This window comes from Tardiphaga sp. 42S5, from assembly GCF_034044155.1.
GTDB lineage: Bacteria > Pseudomonadota > Alphaproteobacteria > Rhizobiales > Xanthobacteraceae > Tardiphaga > Tardiphaga robiniae.
Genome location: NZ_CP139027.1, coordinates 485,370 through 502,423, shown reverse-complemented (window position 1 = coordinate 502,423; position 17,054 = coordinate 485,370). Strand labels below are relative to the sequence as shown.

At 60.2% G+C, this 17,054-nt stretch carries 14 protein-coding genes and 1 pseudogene; 8 read left to right on the top strand and 7 right to left on the bottom strand.

Annotated features, from left to right (window positions below; translation table 11 throughout):
• The first annotated feature begins 1 nt into the window (after position 1).
• Positions 2-202 carry a hypothetical protein gene (locus tag SFY93_RS02305; RefSeq protein WP_320445924.1) on the top strand — a complete coding sequence of 67 codons (201 nt, stop codon included), beginning with the start codon at positions 2-4 and terminating at the stop codon, positions 200-202.
• Positions 203-256: 54 nt separating this feature from the next.
• Here SFY93_RS02305 and SFY93_RS02300 read toward each other — a convergent pair whose 3' ends face one another.
• Entirely contained in the window at positions 257-1,225 is a 969-nt protein-coding gene (locus SFY93_RS02300; protein ID WP_320445923.1) for a GH25 family lysozyme, read from the bottom strand.
• A gap of 1,015 nt (positions 1,226-2,240) precedes the next feature.
• Here SFY93_RS02300 and SFY93_RS02295 point away from each other — a divergent pair.
• The 3 genes from SFY93_RS02295 to SFY93_RS02285 all read left to right on the top strand — a co-directional run bounded on the left by SFY93_RS02295 (position 2,241) and on the right by SFY93_RS02285 (position 5,405).
• Positions 2,241-3,053, top strand: a complete 813-nt coding sequence (locus SFY93_RS02295) for a class I SAM-dependent methyltransferase (protein ID WP_320445922.1) — start codon at positions 2,241-2,243, stop codon at positions 3,051-3,053.
• Between the two features lie 185 nt (positions 3,054-3,238).
• Positions 3,239-4,204 carry an amidohydrolase family protein gene (locus SFY93_RS02290; RefSeq protein ID WP_320445921.1) on the top strand — a complete coding sequence of 322 codons (966 nt, stop codon included), beginning with the start codon at positions 3,239-3,241 and terminating at the stop codon, positions 4,202-4,204.
• 112 nt (positions 4,205-4,316) lie between these two features.
• Entirely contained in the window at positions 4,317-5,405 is a 1,089-nt protein-coding gene (locus SFY93_RS02285) for an acyltransferase family protein (protein WP_320445920.1), read from the top strand.
• An 8-nt stretch (positions 5,406-5,413) separates the two neighbouring features.
• On the opposite strand, the gene SFY93_RS02280 is transcribed toward SFY93_RS02285, so the two are convergent.
• From SFY93_RS02280 to SFY93_RS02260, 5 genes are all read right to left on the bottom strand, one after another.
• Positions 5,414-5,914 (bottom strand): hypothetical protein, encoded by a 501-nt coding sequence (locus tag SFY93_RS02280; protein WP_120287524.1) that lies wholly within the window; start codon positions 5,912-5,914, stop codon positions 5,414-5,416.
• Positions 5,915-5,960: 46 nt separating this feature from the next.
• On the bottom strand, positions 5,961-6,137 hold the full coding sequence (locus SFY93_RS02275) for a hypothetical protein (protein ID WP_320445919.1): 177 nt from the start codon (positions 6,135-6,137) through the stop codon (positions 5,961-5,963).
• Between the two features lie 208 nt (positions 6,138-6,345).
• Positions 6,346-7,407 (bottom strand): polysaccharide deacetylase family protein, encoded by a 1,062-nt coding sequence (locus SFY93_RS02270; protein WP_320445918.1) that lies wholly within the window; start codon positions 7,405-7,407, stop codon positions 6,346-6,348.
• 115 nt (positions 7,408-7,522) lie between these two features.
• Positions 7,523-7,927 (bottom strand): YccF domain-containing protein, encoded by a 405-nt coding sequence (locus SFY93_RS02265; RefSeq protein WP_320445917.1) that lies wholly within the window; start codon positions 7,925-7,927, stop codon positions 7,523-7,525.
• Positions 7,928-8,021: 94 nt separating this feature from the next.
• Positions 8,022-9,743, bottom strand: a complete 1,722-nt coding sequence (locus SFY93_RS02260) for a putative bifunctional diguanylate cyclase/phosphodiesterase (RefSeq protein ID WP_320447672.1) — start codon at positions 9,741-9,743, stop codon at positions 8,022-8,024.
• 612 nt (positions 9,744-10,355) lie between these two features.
• Between SFY93_RS02260 and ssuD the strand changes: the two genes are divergently transcribed.
• The 4 genes and pseudogenes from ssuD (at position 10,356) to SFY93_RS02240 (ending at position 13,851) form a co-directional block, all read left to right on the top strand.
• Entirely contained in the window at positions 10,356-11,513 is a 1,158-nt protein-coding gene (gene ssuD, locus SFY93_RS02255) for an FMNH2-dependent alkanesulfonate monooxygenase (RefSeq protein WP_068730429.1), read from the top strand.
• Between the two features lie 19 nt (positions 11,514-11,532).
• On the top strand, positions 11,533-12,339 hold the full coding sequence (locus SFY93_RS02250) for an ABC transporter permease subunit (protein ID WP_320445915.1): 807 nt from the start codon (positions 11,533-11,535) through the stop codon (positions 12,337-12,339).
• 239 nt (positions 12,340-12,578) lie between these two features.
• Positions 12,579-13,223, top strand: a pseudogene (locus tag SFY93_RS02245) (ABC transporter ATP-binding protein); the annotation flags it as partial.
• 25 nt (positions 13,224-13,248) lie between these two features.
• Positions 13,249-13,851: a flavin reductase family protein gene (locus SFY93_RS02240; protein ID WP_092141501.1), complete on the top strand. Its 603-nt coding sequence runs from the start codon at positions 13,249-13,251 to the stop codon at positions 13,849-13,851.
• 970 nt (positions 13,852-14,821) lie between these two features.
• Here the strand turns inward: SFY93_RS02240 and SFY93_RS02235 are convergent.
• A complete protein-coding gene (locus SFY93_RS02235; protein ID WP_320445914.1) occupies positions 14,822-17,047 on the bottom strand; it encodes a CHASE2 domain-containing protein in 2,226 nt (741 codons plus the stop codon).
• Between the last annotated feature and the right edge of the window lie 7 nt (positions 17,048-17,054).

Here is a 17,054-nt window from a genome sequence, read left to right as displayed (position 1 = left end):
GATGCGTCTTCGCTGGGATCCGGCTGCTGATGCGCTCATCTACAACCGTGCTTCCCGGATCAGTTCGCTTGTAAAAAAATCTGCATTTACCGACGTCTCTGACTTCAGCGCCATTTGGACAAGTCACGTCCGCAATCGCAAAACTCGGCGAGATTCCGATAAGCAGGCCGCCGAATGCAATGGCTCGGACTATCTTAAATAGCTCACATCGCACGGTAATAGCTGTTAGAGCTATACTTAAAAGCATCTATAAGCCTCAGTTCGCTAAATCAAACGCTGCCTTAAACTGCTCGAAGGTGCCGTAGAATATATTAGCGTCCACCGTTCCAGACGGGTAACCGGTGCTCAGCTTTGCGTTGTCGGCGAACTGCCAAATGTCTTGAGTTCTCGTGCCAATCAAAGCTGGCTTTTCAGACGCCTTATGAGATTTAGAGTAGTCTGCCAGCCAAATCGTATAATCTTTAAAGAGCTCTATTTTCTCGACGGGGATTCCTCGATCGCGCCACCAGCTCAATGCAGTATAAATCATGGGCTTCCGGCCCGTTCTGCGCTTTACTTCCTTCAACCATTCTAGTGCATTTTGGACTATTTCTTCAGGTGCGTGACCGATCCACCGATCGGGATTGGACGAGGTCTTGTCCCATTCAAGGTCTACGCAAGGAGGCATGTCATTCGGCTTCAGGCCGCCATGCAATTCAAGATAGTCTAAGAAACTTTTAGCTTGAGCGTTGCCTGGGGAATCAGCTGTGAGAAAATGATAGGCGCCGCGATATACCTTTTGATTTTCGGGCAATGATGCAAGCTGGTTCCAATATGTCCCAAACATCCTATCCTTAAAGCCTGTGCCTTGCGTTGCCTTGGCATAGACATACAGGACTCGTTGGAGACGTAGATTTGTGAATTTTATATTGGGGCCAGTGTGATGGCTAATATCAATTCCAAAAATAGAATTTTCTCGTTCCTTTAAGAGAACCCTATCGTATCGCGCGTCGTCCGGAAAAACGAAGTCTTTGGGAATAGCCAGGCTAGTTGTGTTGTCGGCCGGTTGATTAGCATCCTCCCGTAGTTTCGCAGGAATAATATTTTCATCGAAGAGTTCCTGTCTCGAATAGTCGTCGTTGATTACTTCCCATGTTGTCTCTGTAAGAGTTTGCCCGGAGCAAGTTGCAATACCGGCTATCGTAAGCATCACGGCAGCTATAGTCAGAAGTGGAGAGAGCTTCATTTCGACCTCCAGGAAGGGATAAGCAATCATAGATTGCATTAAACGAACATGTAAACTCCAAAAAATTGGCCAGTCAGGCTGTAGTTGCAGGCCGATTTCGAAAAGAAGTTTGATCGGGAGGCGGTTTTGGTCCGAACTTGTCCTGGAGATCCGGCCGATGCATCCGGTCCGACATCCAACACACAGCGCGTCTATCGCTTCGAAGAGTTTTGGGTAACGACCGTCAAGGGCTACCAAAGAGTGGACGGTGCCCCCGATACGGTTTGCGAGCTATTGATACCTTCTTCAAAAAAAGTGACGGGTCACGCGCCCCGCTCGGAAGGAGAGACGGGGATGGCTGCGCCAAAGTATGGCCACCTCGTCAAAGGCGCAGACTACCTCTCCGGCATTTGCTCGAATAACGCGACGCGGAAATCCGCCGCTTGATATCTCCCGTTAACCGCGCAATGGCGGCTGCCTGTAGTCGAGCATGGTCTGTTGACGATTTAAAATATGCTCAAGCCCCGTGAAACGTGGCCCGGCTGTGCCGTAACCGCGCAACGGTCGCTCAAAATGCTTAGTTTTAAAGAGAATGCGAAGGCACCGGTCCAGCTTCGGAGGGCAACGCTCTATCCAGCTGAGCTACGGGTGCTTCGAGGGTCCATTTAGCCGATTGGCCGGGCGGCGGCAACGGCTGGCCGGGGCGGTTTTGGGCGAAAACGGCCCGGTTGGAGGGGCGCTGCCTTCTTTCAGGCGACGGTGACAGGTTCGAAGCGTGCCGGGATGCGCAGAAGCGCTCGCGCCGCGGGAGCAGGGGTATTTCGCGCAGGCGAGGGGACCGGGTTGCGCCCCCGTGATTGTCCTGGAACCTCGCCCATTTGCTCAATCACGCGGTGTTTGGCAACGGGGCGCGGTCAGATCGTGAATGCTGAACCTAGAACAGGGGCCGAGTGACATAACTGCGGCTACCCCGGCGCCGTTCTGCGAACCGACCCAGGCGCCGGCCGTTCCCATGTCGAACATTGGAGGATGCCCTATGAATCCCAACCAGGCTCTTTGGGAGAAAGGCGATTTCACCCGTATCGCGGAGACGATGCGTGCCAGCGGCGAAGCGCTTGTCGGGTCGATAGGGATCACGCGCGGAAGTGATGTGCTCGATCTTGGATGCGGAGATGGCACGACAGCGCTTCCAGCAGCAAAAGCCGGGGCAAATGTCACGGGCGTCGATATTGCACGCAATCTGGTGGAGGCTGGCAACAGGCGCGCGATGGCGGAAGGGCTTACGTGTCGTTTTCAGGAAGGCGATGCGTCGAATCTGAAAGATATCAAGGACGACAGTTTCGATCTCGTTGTCAGCATCTTCGGCGCGATGTTCGCGCCCAGGCCATCGGATGTTGCCAGGGAAATGGTTCGCGTCACGCGGCCAGGTGGCCGGATTGTGATGGGAAACTGGATCCCGAACGATCCCACTCTGGTGGCGCAGATCCTCAAGATCAGCTCGTCCTATTCGCCTCCTCCGCCGGAAGGCTTCGTAAGTCCCATGACCTGGGGTCTCGAAGACAATGTCGTCGAGCGCTTCACGTCGGCCGGTATTCCGAAGCCAAATATCTCGTTCGCTCGTGACTCCTACGAATTTAATTTTGCAGGAACGCCGGCAAAGTTCGTCGACCAGTTCAAAGCCTATTACGGTCCGACCATGAATGCCTTCGATGCGGCTGAAAAAGACGGTCGCGCCGACGCCCTGAAGGGAGAGCTTGTAAAGCTGTTCGAGAGTCAGAACAGCAGCTCCGATCCTGCGACGACATCGGTGAAGGCGACGTTCCTGCGCGTGACCGTCCGCAAACCGTGACATGACTGCGAGCGAGCTGCTGCACGGCCCATTTGACATGGGGCCGTGCAGCAGGGGGGCGATCCCGCCGGATTCGCTTTGCAGCATGTGGAAGCACGCTTGACATGGATCGCGAAGCGATCACGTTGGCCTCAATCAAGTGAACGCCGGCCCAAAAATGGCGTCACGACATCAGGGAGGAACCAATGGTCACAAGACGCGGTGTTCTGCTCTCTTCAATCGCGGGGGCTGTCGTGCTCAGCAACAGATTTGCGGTTGGCAAGGCCGCGCAGCCGGCGACGCCGGTGAATTTCCAGATGCCTGCGGACGCCTGCGACTGTCACACCCATATTCATGGCGATCCCGAAAAATTCCCGTTCTTTGCGGGCCGCGTCTACACGCCGGAACTGGCGTCGCCGGAGGAAATGGCGGCGCTGCACAAGGCACTCGGCGTCAAGCGTGTGGTGATTGTCACGCCCAGCATCTACGGCACCGATAATTCGGCAACCCTGTTCGGCATGAAGGCGCGCGGCAACGATGCGCGCGGCGTTGCGGTCATCGACGACAAGACACCGGAGAGCGAGCTCGACGCCATGAAGGCCGCCGGCATTCGCGGCATGCGGATCAATCTTGCGACCAGCGGCGTGAGCGATCCCGCCATCGGCAAGCAGCGTCTCCAGGGCGCGATCGAGCGCATGAAGACGCGAGGCTGGCACATCCAGATGTTCACCAATCTGCCATTGGTATCCGCGATCAAGGAGGTCGTTGCCAGTGCGCCGATGTCGCTGGTGTTCGATCATTTCGGCGGCGCGGAAGCCAGGCTCGGGCTGGATCAGCCGGGCTTTGCGGACCTGCTCGACCTCGTCAAAACCGGCAAGGCCTATGTGAAGATTTCCGGCGCCTATCGCGCTTCGACACAAGGGCCAGATTATCCCGACGTCGCACCGCTGGCGAAGGCGCTGATCGCCGCCAATCCGGAGCGGATCATCTGGGGCACCGACTGGCCGCATCCGGATTCGGTGACGCCGGCCGGCAGGAAGCCGACCGAGGTCACGCCGCTCTTTCAGATTGACGACGGCCGCCTGCTGAACCAGCTCGCGGTGTGGGCGCCCGACGCGGCACTTCGCAAGACAATCCTGGTGGACAACCCGGCGCGGCTTTACGGCTTCTGACCGCCGGCGTCACCTCGCCGCCTTCTTTGTCCCACAAGAGTTCCAGATCGGCGGAACTCTCGTCTCTGCCAGAGGTTTGCCCCCGACCGCGACGGGCGGTCGGGGGAGCCCCATGCTGTCAAATCTGCAGGTGTTGCGCGGCATAGCTGCCCTTGGCGTGGTGTTCTTCCACACCGGCTACAAGTTCGCGAGTGACTGGCACACCGAATTCTTCGGGGTCTCCACCTTCTTCGTCATCTCCGGCTTCATCATGTGTTTCATCACCCGGAAGGGTGATGACGATTTTCTGGCCAAGCGCCTGGAGCGGATCGCACCGCTCTATTGGCTGTGCACAGCCGTGCTTCTTGTCGTGATGTTCGGATCTGCGCTGCTTGAGGCAGCGACATGGGCAAAGCCGCTGGATGGCCGTTCGTCCGAGCCGCTCTGGGCCTATGTCGGCCGCAGCCTGATGTTCGCGCCGATCGGTGACAAATATCCGATCCTGAATGTCGGTTGGTCGCTGAACTACGAGGTGTATTTTTATCTGATCTTCGCAGCCGCGCTTGTGATCAGCCCCCGTCTGGCGCCGCTGATCGTTGTCGGATGCCTGGTGGCGTTGAACTATGCCGCGGCCGCCGTCTGCACGGCGGCTGCCTGCCACTATCTGTCCTTCGACTATACGAAGTTCTTCATCGCCGGGATCGCGATCTTCTATGCGTTGCAGGTTTTTGCTCCCGCTGCACCACAACGCTCCATTGTCTGGATCGGCGCCGCACTCGTCACACTCTGCTATGGGTCGCAATTCGTGGGACCGCTATGGGCAAACAGCGTCACGCCGTCGGTCTATATGGCGCTCGCCGCAGCCGCGCCGGTCGTGATTGTCGCCAGTGCGCTGTTTGTCGAATATGCCGGCGGTGCCATAACCTGGCAGCCGCTTATTCTGATCGGCAATGCGTCCTACGCGATCTATCTCACGCATCCGATCGTTTTCGACGTCATGAAAACAGGTAATGAGCGATGGCTTCAGCTGCCGACGCCCGAAGCATCGACAATGATGATGCTGTGTTATGTCGCCATAGCCGGCGGCGCGGGCATCATCGTGCGTCTCACAATTGAAAACCCACTGCTTCGCGTGATCAGGCGCAGGCGGCAACCGGGCATCAAAACACTCGTATCAGGCAGTGGGCTTGATGCTGTGGGTCGAGGGCATCAAGCCGCATAGGTTATGCGTCAGCTCCGAATCATATTGATCGAGACGTCGCGGATCTGACCCTTGGAGCTGATCGAAACCAGCTGCTTGTTGCCCTTGGTGGTCAGCGTCAGGTTGGCGGCGAAGCCGGCAGCCTCGACGAAGACATCGATCTGGCCACCGCCGGCGCTGCCCTGCAGATTGCCGAAGATATTACGGCTGGCTTCACCCCAGGTGCCGGTCACCTGATTGCCCTGGCTCTTTACGTCGCTGCTGAGCTCGAACTTGTAGCTGTCGCTGGCGCAGCGCAGGGACTGCTTCAGCGCGGTCCCGCCAACGACATTGTAAGTGGCGCGGCAACGGATCTGCTCCGAGGAGCCATCCGACAGCGACACGGTGCCGCTGCCGCTCCACGATCCGTCAAAGCCGGCAAAAGGGCTCGCCGACTGGGCCTGGCTCGCCGTCGCCGACAGCATCAGGATTGCGCCGACAGTGGCGGCCTTGAGGGTGTGTCCGATCAGATTTGCGCTGAATGAGGTCATGGTGATGGCTTTCTGTATCTGGGGATGTCGGAGGGGAGGGGTGCGATCAGGCGCGACGCGTGAGCGTCAGATAAACGAATTTCGCTGTCGCCGTATCAGAGGCGATCTGCGCGCCGTTATAGGAAAAGGTGCCGATGCCCGGCAGGTCGTTCATCGCGGTGCCGGAGAATGACGGGCCGGCAAAGGCGAACGAGAAGGCAAAAATGAAACCGATGATGCGCATCTGACTGTCCCTGTTGGGCGGCGCTGTGTGCCGCTTCGTTGAACAGATGGATAACCATGCCCGGTTTCAGGCGGTCTGCGTCGAGGTGGATAATGGTTTCGTCGGGGGATCGTTTTGTTTCGCCGCGCGCCTTGCCACGAAACACAAAAAGGCCGGGGCAGCGGTGCCGCCCCGGCCTCGATTGGGTTCAACCCGAGTGGATCAGGTGTTAGTCGACCGTCTGGATCACGTTGGAGATCGGGCGCGCATTGCTGGTTTTCACCGGCTGCAGTTCGGCGGCGATGGCGGCGTCGTAGCTTGCGATTGTCGGCAGCGTATCCTTGGCGCGAATGTGCACGACCTTGTAGCCGCCGGCCTTGAGCTGGGCGAGCAGGTCCGGGACGGCAGCCGCAGACCACTTGTGCAGGTCGTGCATCAGGATGATGCCCTTGCCCTTCTTCTTCAGCTTTTCCATCACCGAGGCAACCAGCTTGCCGGCATTGTGGATGCGGAAGTCCTCGGAATCGATGTCGATGGAGAAGGCGGCGATGTTGCGCTCGGCGAGATAGGCCTTCAGCTCCGCATTCTGGCGCAATTGCGGGAAACGGAAGAACGGCGACAGCGGCTGGCCGGCCATCAGGGTGATGGCGCTGATACCGCGTTCGATCTCGTCCTTGGCTTCCTGCGGGGTCTTGCTCGCCAGGTTCTGGTGCGACCAGGTATGGGTGCCGACCGAATGGCCGGCCGCGATCACCTGCTTCAACACCGCGGGATGCCAGGTGGCATGCTTGCCGATCGGGAAGAACACGGCCTGCACGCATTGCGCGCTGAGCGCAGCCAGCACGGCGGGCGTCGTCACCGGCCACGGGCCGTCGTCGAAGGTCAGCACGACTTCGCCGGGCTGCAGGAAGTCATAGTCGCGATATTGCGACATGCCGAGGCCGGGGCCACCGGTGGTGTCGATCTGTACGGTGCGTGACACGCCGAGCGCGTTCGGATTGTTGCAGACGGGCTTGGCGATGGCCGGGCGTTTTTCAACGGCTGGAGCGGCGGGCATCGGCGCGGCAGCCGGTGCAGCTGCGACGGCCTGCACACGCGGCGGCGGTTCGATTGGTGCGGTCGAGTTCGACTTCGGCGCGCGCGTGTCGATCGAGGCGGTGGTGAGCTCGCCTTTATCGGCTTTGGCGCTGGTCTGAGCGCCGGTGGGCCCGAAGAAATGCCAGGCGCCAGTGCCCGCGGCGACAACCGCCGTGAAAGAACCTGCAACGATCAAAAAAGGAAGCTTACGCATAATCACTCCGGCGCCCGAGGCCCACCTCGTTTCACCATTGAGCGAAATAGTTAATCACGCGTATGCGCGGCGCACTCTCAACGAGAAAATTTGAAGTTGTTCAACGCAATGCGCGTCAGGCCGGTACGATGACCTTGCCGATCGGCCATAGCGCGATGCCGGCGAGCTTCAGATGTGCCCACGCAAAGGGAATGCCGACGATGGTGATGGCGAGGGCGAGCGCCGCGAGAAGATGGCCGATCGCCAGCCACCAGCCGGCCAGCACCAGCCAGATGATGTTGCCGATCAGGCCGAATACGCCGGTGCCGATATCACTGCGCCCGGTCACGGTTTCACGGTCGACGGCGCGCTGGCCGAAAGGCAGCAGCGTATAGGCGGCGATATTGAAGGCGGCGCGGGCCCAGGGCAGGCCGATGATGGTGATGGCCATCACAACGGCCGCGATTAGCCAGCCGACTGCCATTCCCAATCCGCCGAACACGATCCAGAGGATATTCAGAAACAGCGGGACGACGGGCATGGGGGCTCTCTGGTGATGCGTAGCGCGTGGTTTTCAGTCCCTTAACAGATGGGATGTGGTTACGGGATGACAATGACGGGGAGAGGGCGGTGCCTCAATAACCCCGGCCGCCGGAGCGGGAATAGGCGGGGCGGGCATCTGCTGCCGGGCGAGCCGATGGTGCGCTGCGCAGGTCGCTACTGATGCGCGCCTGGGGCTGCAGTTCTTCCAGAAAGATCGGCTTGGAGAAATAATAGCCCTGCGCATAGCGGATCTTGGTCGCGGCCTGAAGATAGGCCAGTTCCTCGAAGGTCTCGACGCCTTCGGCGATCACAGTCATGCCCAGCGCCTCGCTGAGCGACTCGATGGCGCGGAGGATGCCTTGGCTGCGTGGGCGCTTGTGGATGTCCGTAATGAAGGATCGGTCGATCTTGATCTCGTCGGCGGTGATATCCGCCAGCGCCGACAACGACGAATAGCCGACGCCGAAATCGTCGATGGAGATGCCGACGCCGAGCGCTCGGAACATCGGCAGGATGTCGTCCTGGAAATGTGTCTTGGCGACGAATGCGTCTTCGGTCACTTCGACCATGAAGCGCATCGGGCAGCCGGTCTCCTCGATGGCCCTGGCAAAGGCGCGCATGAATTCCGGGTTGCCGGCCTGTTTGGCGGCGACGTTGATGCTGATACTGGCGGTGGCGCCGAAGGTCTCGTCGATCAGGTCGATCGACTTCATGATCTCGGCGAGCACCAGATGGGTGAGCTCGTCAATCAGGCCGAGTTCGACTGCCAGATTGATGAAGGTGCTGGGAGCCTGGATCACGCCATCGTCGTTACGCAAGCGCACAAGGGCCTCGATACCCTTGATCTCCAGGCTGCGGATATCGACCTTCGGCTGAAACGCGCAGCAGAACCGCTTGTCGAGAATCGCCAGCCGCAATGACTGTTCGGTGGCCATGCGGGTCAGCGCCTCGCTCTCCATGCTGGAGTCGAAGAACACCGCAGCGCCCTTGGTCTCATTCTTCACGCGATACATCGCGATATCGGCGTTCTGATGCAGCGCGTCGTAGTTGCGGCCGTGTTCGGGATAGAGGCTGACACCGATCGATGCGGAGGCGAATACTTCGGAGCCGTCGATGAAAAACGGAGCGCGCAGCCGCTGCACCAGCAGCTCCAGATATTCGGCGACCTCCTGCTGGCTCTGGATCGGGTTCAGCAGCAGCAGGAATTCGTCACCGGAAATCCGCGACAGCATGTCGGTGCCGCGCAGGTCGAGCGCCAGTCGCTTGGCGAACTGCACCAGCAGCGCATCACCGACGCTGTGACCGTAATAGTCGTTGATGTGCTTGAAATTGTCGATGTCGAGGAAGGCCAGCGCGAAATGTGATGTCTCGCCGGAATGGCCAATGATGTCGCCGACATGTTTCTCGATCACACGCCGCGTCGGCAGATCGGTCAGCTCGTCGTAATAGGCGCGACGAAACAGCTCTTCTTCCATCTCTTTCTGCCGGCTCACATCGGTGGCGCTGGACAGCAGCACGCTACGATCACCGATACGCGCCGGACGATGCGTGGTCAGGAACACGCGCCTGTCGCGTTCAGAATTGACGCGTTCCTCGAACACCGCGGAGCGGCCGGACTGCAGCAGGTCGAGTGCAGTCGTGCGTCGATGCGTCAGTGCCTGCACCAGAAAATGCGATTGCGGATCGGGTCTGTTGAATTGGTCTGCCGATGCATTGAACTGGATTGCCGCGGCGTCATTTACCAGCAGAAAGTCGCCCTGATCGTCTTGCACAGTGACGGAGGCCGGCAGCATGCGCACGATCTCGCGCAGCATCTCCAATTCGCGTGCGGCATCGCTATCCACGAATCCGGTAGCAGCCTCGGTGGAAGAGGTTGCGGTCGGGCGGTCGCTGTCCCTTGGAGAGGCCGACGAGCCTGGGGTGGATGCGTTCTGCATGATGGCCGAGCCTCGCAAAACGCCTTGTCGATTTGGTTAAATCGGTTCGCAAAACGCGGGTAGTTGTGTAAACGCCGCGCGATTTGGAGCGGTAGCGGTGCTGACGTCATTAACAAAGCGTCAATGCCGCCGGCGAAAGCGCCAGATTGCTCAATGACGGCCTGCACGATCATTCTCATGACGAGCCTTTGAGCAAAACAATCTGAGTGTCACACGCCGCGATCTCAGCATGAAATTCCCCACTCAGTCGCGCTGATCGCCGGGCGAGCCCTTGCATTCCGACCCACGCGGTTGTGATCGCCGCGGGATGCAAGATTGGCGGAGAAAAATGCGCTGCATATGCCCGGAAGTTTGAAAGGAACGCCTCGTCATCGACCTAAGTCACAGTGCGCACGTCGCTATTTTTCCGGGCCACTCGACAGACTTATGTCATGACACCATCCTCTCGCGATGCCGCAATGGTCGCCCGATGCGAGAGAGATGTCGCCGATGAGCAATCCATCCAAAGCCAATGTTCTCTGGTTCCTGCCGACCCACGGCGATGGACGGTATTTGGCATCGACCCATGGGGCGCGAGACATCGACTTCAAATATCTCCGTCAGATCGCGCAGGCTGCCGATCAGCTGGGCTATTTCGGCGTGCTGCTGCCGACCGGGCGCAGCTGTGAGGATTCATGGGTGGTTGCATCTGCCGTGGCCCCATGGACCGAACAGCTTCGTTATCTCGTGGCCGTTCGGCCGGGCCTGCAATCGCCGAGCGTCGCCGCGCGCATGACCGCAACGCTGGACCGGGTCACCAACGGTCGCCTCCTGATCAATGTCGTGACTGGCGGCGATCCCGTCGAGAACAAGGGAGACGGTATTTTCCTGCCGCATGACGAGCGCTATGCCGTCACACGTGAATTCCTCAACGTCTATAACGACCTGCTGGCCGGCAAGACCGTCAATGTGCAGGGCAAGCATATCCAGATTGAAGACGGTCGTCTGATCTTCCCGCCGGTGCAGTCGCCGCGCCCGCCGCTGTATTTCGGCGGCTCGTCGGATGCCGGCATTGATGTCGCGGTGGACACCGTCGACAAGTATCTCACCTGGGGCGAGCCGCCGGCGCTGGTCGCCGAGAAGGTTGCGCGCGTCAAGGCTGCTGCCGAAAAACGCGGCCGCAAGCTGTCCTTTGGCATCCGTCTTCATGTGGTCGTGCGCGAGACCAACGAGGCGGCATGGAAGGCCGCCGACGAACTCATTCAATATGTCACCGACGATGTCATCGCCAATGCACAGAAGACATTGGCCCGGCAGGACTCGGTCGGCCAGCAGCGCATGATGCAGCTGCATGGCGGACGTCGCGACAAGCTTGAGATCAGCCCGAACCTCTGGGCGGGTGTCGGCCTCGTGCGTGGTGGTGCCGGTACGGCGCTGGTCGGCGATGCGCAGACGGTGGCGGCGCGCATCAAGGAATATCAGGACGTCGGCGTCGATACCTTCATCATGTCCGGCTATCCGCATCTCGAGGAAGCCTATCGCTTCGCCGAGCTCGTCTTCCCGCTGCTGTCGCTGCAACAGCACGACAACGTCACATCGCTACGGACGCGCACCGGCCCGGTCGGTGAAATCGTTGCCAATGAGCACCGCGCGCAGAGCGCCTCGTAATTCCAACAGGCACCCCATCATGAGCATTGTTGAAATCCTTCCCCGCGTTCGCAGCTTTCGCTTGCCGCGCATCGATGGCCTGACCCAATGGATCGTGCCACTGGTCATCCTCCTCGTCTGGCAGGCCGCTTGCGTGACCGGTTACGTGCCGGCGCGGGTAATGCCGGCGCCGACCGATGTTGCCTTGGCTGGCTGGAAGCTGCTGCTCTCGGGCGAACTCGCCCAGAATATCTGGGTGTCGTTCTGGCGTGCGTCCGTCGGCTTCCTGATCGGTGGCAGCATCGGCTTTGCCTTCGGTCTGGCCAACGGTCTGTCGCAGCTCAGTAGCAAGCTCACCGACACGACGCTGCAGATGGTGCGCAACGTGCCCCATCTGGCGCTGATCCCGCTGGTCATCCTGTGGTTCGGCATCGATGAATCGGCCAAGCTATTCCTGGTCGCGCTTGGCGTATTCTTCCCGATCTATCTCAACACGCTGCACGGCATTCGCACCGTCGATCCGCAGCTGATCGAGATGGGCCGCATCTATGGCATGCGCAATAGCGAGCTGTTCCGCCGCGTGATCTTCCCGGGCGCGCTGCCGTCGATCTTCGTCGGCGTGCGCTTTGCGCTCGGCATCATGTGGCTGACGCTGATCGTGGCGGAAACGATCGCGGCCTCGTCGGGCCTTGGCTACATGGCGATGCAGGCGCGTGAATTCATGCAGATCGACGTCGTGGTGCTCAGCATCCTGATCTATGCGCTGCTGGGCAAGGTCGCCGACAGCGCCTCGCGCGCGTTGGAACGGCTGACATTGTCCTGGCACCCGGCTTTTCAGAAACATTGAGCGAAATTCGGAAGCGAGAATTTGAAATGACCGTGCAACAGTCTCTTCGCCTCAGCCATGCCGATGCTCAGGTCATCGATGCGCCCGTCGATTTCGAACAGGCCCTCGCCACGCAGGCGCGGCGTCCGTCCGAGCAGAAGTCCCGTGGACTGTCGCTGACCATTCGTGGTCTCCGCAAATCCTTCGGCAGCAATGAAGTGCTGCGCGGCGTCGATCTGCATATTCCTGCCGGCCAGTTCGTCGCCATTGTCGGCCAGAGTGGCTGCGGCAAGAGCACGCTGCTCCGCTTGATCGCAGGCCTCGACGAGCCGACTGCTGGCACGATCAGCTTTGGCGAGGAAACCCGCGCGGAGGACATCCGTGTGATGTTCCAGGAACCGCGCCTGTTGCCATGGGCCAGCGTGCTCTCGAATGTGGAAGTTGGCCTGGGGACCGACCGGACATCGGCCGATGCCAAGGCGCGCGCTGAAAGCGCATTGACGGAAGTCGGCCTCGCCGAGAAGCGCGATCAATGGCCGTCCGTGTTATCTGGCGGCCAGAAGCAGCGTGTGGCGCTGGCGCGGGCACTGGTCAGCCATCCGCGCGTGCTGGCGCTTGACGAGCCGCTCGGTGCGCTCGACGCGCTGACACGTATTTCGATGCAACAGCTGCTCGGCCGCGTGTGGCACGACCAGACCTTCACCTCGATTCTGGTAACGCATGACGTGTCCGAGGCCGTGGCGCTGGCAGATCGCGTGCTGGTGATTGAAGATGGCCGTATCGCACACGATATCAATGTCGATATCGCCCGGCCGCGCCAGCGCGGCTCGGCAGATCTTGCGGCGCTGGAAGGTTCGATCCTGCGCAATCTGCTCGGCCCGGGAGCCGACGCCACTGGCTTGTGAGACTATTGTGACCTGCGAGGCTGCCATGAATTCCGTCGTTCGTAACATCGTTGTCGATCGCGAGGTTTCCTCTGGTCGCGAGGTCTCTTCGCAGGAATTCCGTGGCGCCATGCGAGTGCTGGCCGGCGGTGTCAGCGTGATCACCGTCGGGCGCGGCAAGGACATCACCGGCATGACAGTGACATCGGTCTCGTCGCTGTCGGTCGATCCACCGACGCTGATCGTCAGCGTCAACAGGGAGTCGTCGTCCTGGCCGCTGCTACAACGCTACGGCGCCTTCGGCGTCAACATTCTGTCGGCTGATCAGCTCGACGTGGCTGAGCGGTTCTCGGGCAAGGGTGGATTGAAGGGCGCAGAGCGTTTCGCCGGAGCGCAGTGGGTGACCCGGGCAACCGGCGTGCCGCTGCTGGCGGGCAGCCTTGCGGCGATCGATTGCGACGTCGAGGAAGTCATCGAACGCCACTCCCACGCCATCGTCATCGGCCGCGTCCGTGATGTCATCACCTCCGTCCCGCACACCGCGCTGACCTACTGGGACGGGCAATATGTGGCGATCGACCAGAACGAGGACAATCTGAAACTCGCCGAAGTCAGCGTGCCCAGTATGCGGGCGCTCAGGGAGATTTGAGGCTCGGGCCTCTCTCTTCTTTCGGTCCAGCCACGTCACCATTGTCATTCCCCGGCAAACCAATTGGTCTGCCTGAGGGCGTGCGTCACCGGCGAAGCCGCCGCAATGCGAACCTCAGGCATTTCACCTGGAGTGGCTGTGAATCTCGATCCTGGCTCGTCATTCCGGGGTGCACCCCCGAGCTCGTCATTCCGGGGCGCGCGTCGCCGGTGAAGCCGGCAGAGCGCGAACCCGGAATCCCGGAGTGTTTTGCGCTGAACATGTCGAGATTCCGGGTTCGCGTGCGCAAAGGTGCGCACGCGCCCCGGAATGACAGTTTGGGGTGGCAGGACATAACCAAACATTTTTTTCCTATCCTCCGTTGACAACATCCCTACCTTGATTATATTCCCCTCCGTCCTGCCCCACCGAGAGGGGCGATCGCGATCGTCACGTTCGCGGGGTGGGATGCGGTGGACGCCGGAGATGCGGCGTTACGCGGTTCATGGGGGACGTCTGTCTTCGGGCAGGACGGATCTGCGCCAGCACTGCCACTGGCAAGGAGACGGCCGGCCTTGGGATGGAAAGATCCCTGGACAGTGTGACGGACGACCAAATCAAACGCGTCCGGCTTTCTCGCTTGAGGCTCCCTGTCCCTCCGCCGTGGGACCATAGTTTTGGTGATCGGATCGTTCGCTGAGGCAAAGCGCAAGCAGGCTGAAAAAACACCGTAGGCGGAACGCTGGGCAATCGCTCGGCGCCTCCGAAAGTCCTGATGCACTCTAAATTGCGGAAGACCGCATCGCATCAGGCCCAAGGGTGCAAAGGGCACCTGGCGTTCCGCACGCCCTCTCACAAGAGGGTGGGAATGCAAAGGACGACGGCGCCCCCGCGCCGCAAATAATGGGGGCGATGACGCATGTCTGGAGAGCAGTGGCTGTTTGCAATTCAAGCCATCACTGAGCCAGCAGTCGCGTCCCGAAATGACGGCTCACTTCGTCAGCAATGCAAACGAGCCGTTCCAGTCCGCTGGCGGCGGGTTGTCCTGATAGGCGCGGATGCGCTTCTCGTAGAGGTCGTAGAGCTTCTCGAGCGCATTTGCGACATCGGAATTGCGGCCGCGCTCGACGGCGTACAATGCGCCGTCCCAGTCGCGACTACGATAGCAAGCCAGCATTTCGATGGTCAGGTTGCGCAGCGTCTGGAAGCGCTCCGAATGCGTCACGTCCTCACGTCCGGCGATGGCGTAGATCACTTCCGGTTCTTTCTTGCCCTTCACCATGATGAAGTCGAGTTCGAGAATGGCGAACTTGTCCTTGACGGCGAGCGCGGTCTTCGAGCCGACGATGATCGGAAAGCCGTATTCCTTTGACTGGCCTTCGAGACGCGAGGCCAGATTGACGCTGTCGCCGAGCACCGAATAGTCGAAGCGCAGATCCGATCCCATATTGCCGACGACGCAGATGCCGGTATTGAGGCCGATGCCGACATTGATCGGGATATAGACGTGGCCGCCGTTCTCGGCCTCGGTCTGGCGCAGTCTGTTCAGTGCGTCGATGCGATCCAGCATGTCGAGCGCGGCGTGGCAGGCATTGATCTGGTGCTGGTCGTCGTCGAGCGGTGCATTCCAGAACGCCATGATGGCGTCGCCCATATATTTGTCGATGGTGCCCTTGCGATCGAGGATTGCATTGGTCAGCGGCGTCAGAAAGCGGTTCATCAGCGTGGTCAGGCCATGCGGATCGTGCTTGTAGGATTCCGAGATCGTGGTGAAGCCGCGCACATCGGAGAACATGATGGTCATCTCGCGCTCCTCGCCGCCGAGCACCAGTTTCTCCGGCGACTGCGCGAGCTGAGCCACCAGCGCCGGCGACAGATACTGGCTGAAGGCCGAGCGGATGCGGCGGCGCTGCGCCTGCTCACGCACGAAGTTGCTGAAGATCAGCGTGAGATAGATCAGCGTGGTCGAAAGGAGCGGATAGGTGAAGTCAATCAGCAGGCGATGCTGCGTGTAGAAGTACCAGGATGTACCGGCGAGCAGCGCCGCAAACACGGCGCCCATGACAATGAGGGTGACGGGACCGAACATCGGGGCGAGCCAGATCACGATGATGCCGAGAATGATCGCAATGCACAGTTCCGCGCCACGCGTATAGGCGGGCTGCGATAGAACGGTTTTCGTCAGCGCACTCTCCAACACCTGCGCATGGACCTCGACGCCGGGAATCACCGCATCGAGCGGTGTCGTCTTGGTATCCAGGAGGCCGACCGCCGAAGTGCCGATCAGCACCAGATGCCGCGCGATCATGCCGGGCTGCACCGTGCCATCGAGCACGTCGGATGCCGAGACATAGATGCTCGGATCGCGCTTGGCGAAATGCACCCAGATCCGTCCTTCGCTGTCGGTTGGAATCTCCAGACCCTTGACCGCAATGCTCTTGATGCCGGCGCGGTCGGATTTGATCAGGATGGTGTCGGTACCGGTGATGGCGCGCAGCATCTCGAAGCTCAGCGACGGCATGACTATGCCCTGTGCCTGCATCATCACGGGCACACGGCGCACGAGACCGTCGCGCTCCTGACTGATGGTGAACAGGCCGCGTCCCATGGCGGCCTTTTCCAGCAGGTCGATATTCCGGATCAGTCCGGGAAATGCCAGCATGAACGGCTGCGGATCGCCACCGAGCATGGCCAATCCCGTCAGCGGTAGAGACTTGTCGAGTTCCGAAACGACATAGGGCAGACCGGATTCGCCGAGAACCACGCGCGAGCGCCGGATGGCGTCGGCAAGAACCTGATCGTTGCTGGGCAATGCCTTCAGTCGGGCGCGCGTCTCGTCGTCGATTCCAAAAAAGCTTTCGGCTGCGAGAGCGGGATTCAGCCGGTCCGGTTCGGGAAACACGATGTCGAAAGCAGTGACGACCGCACCAAGCTGGTTCAGTTTGGTGACCAGATCAGCGATGCGCGTGCGCGGCCACGGCCACTGGCCGTATTTCGCAAGGCTCTTCTCGTCGATATCGACGATCGTGACGGGCTTCGCCGTTTTCACCCGCGGCTGGATTACTTGATAGGTATCAAAGACCCGCAGCCGCAATTCCTCGATTGGAGGCGGATCAGCGATGCGCAGCAATGCGAGGCCCAGCAGCAAGACAAGACAGAACGCGCGTGCCCAACCGAACCGCTGCGCCAGCCGTCTCACTCGCCGCATGCGCTTCATGGGTGCA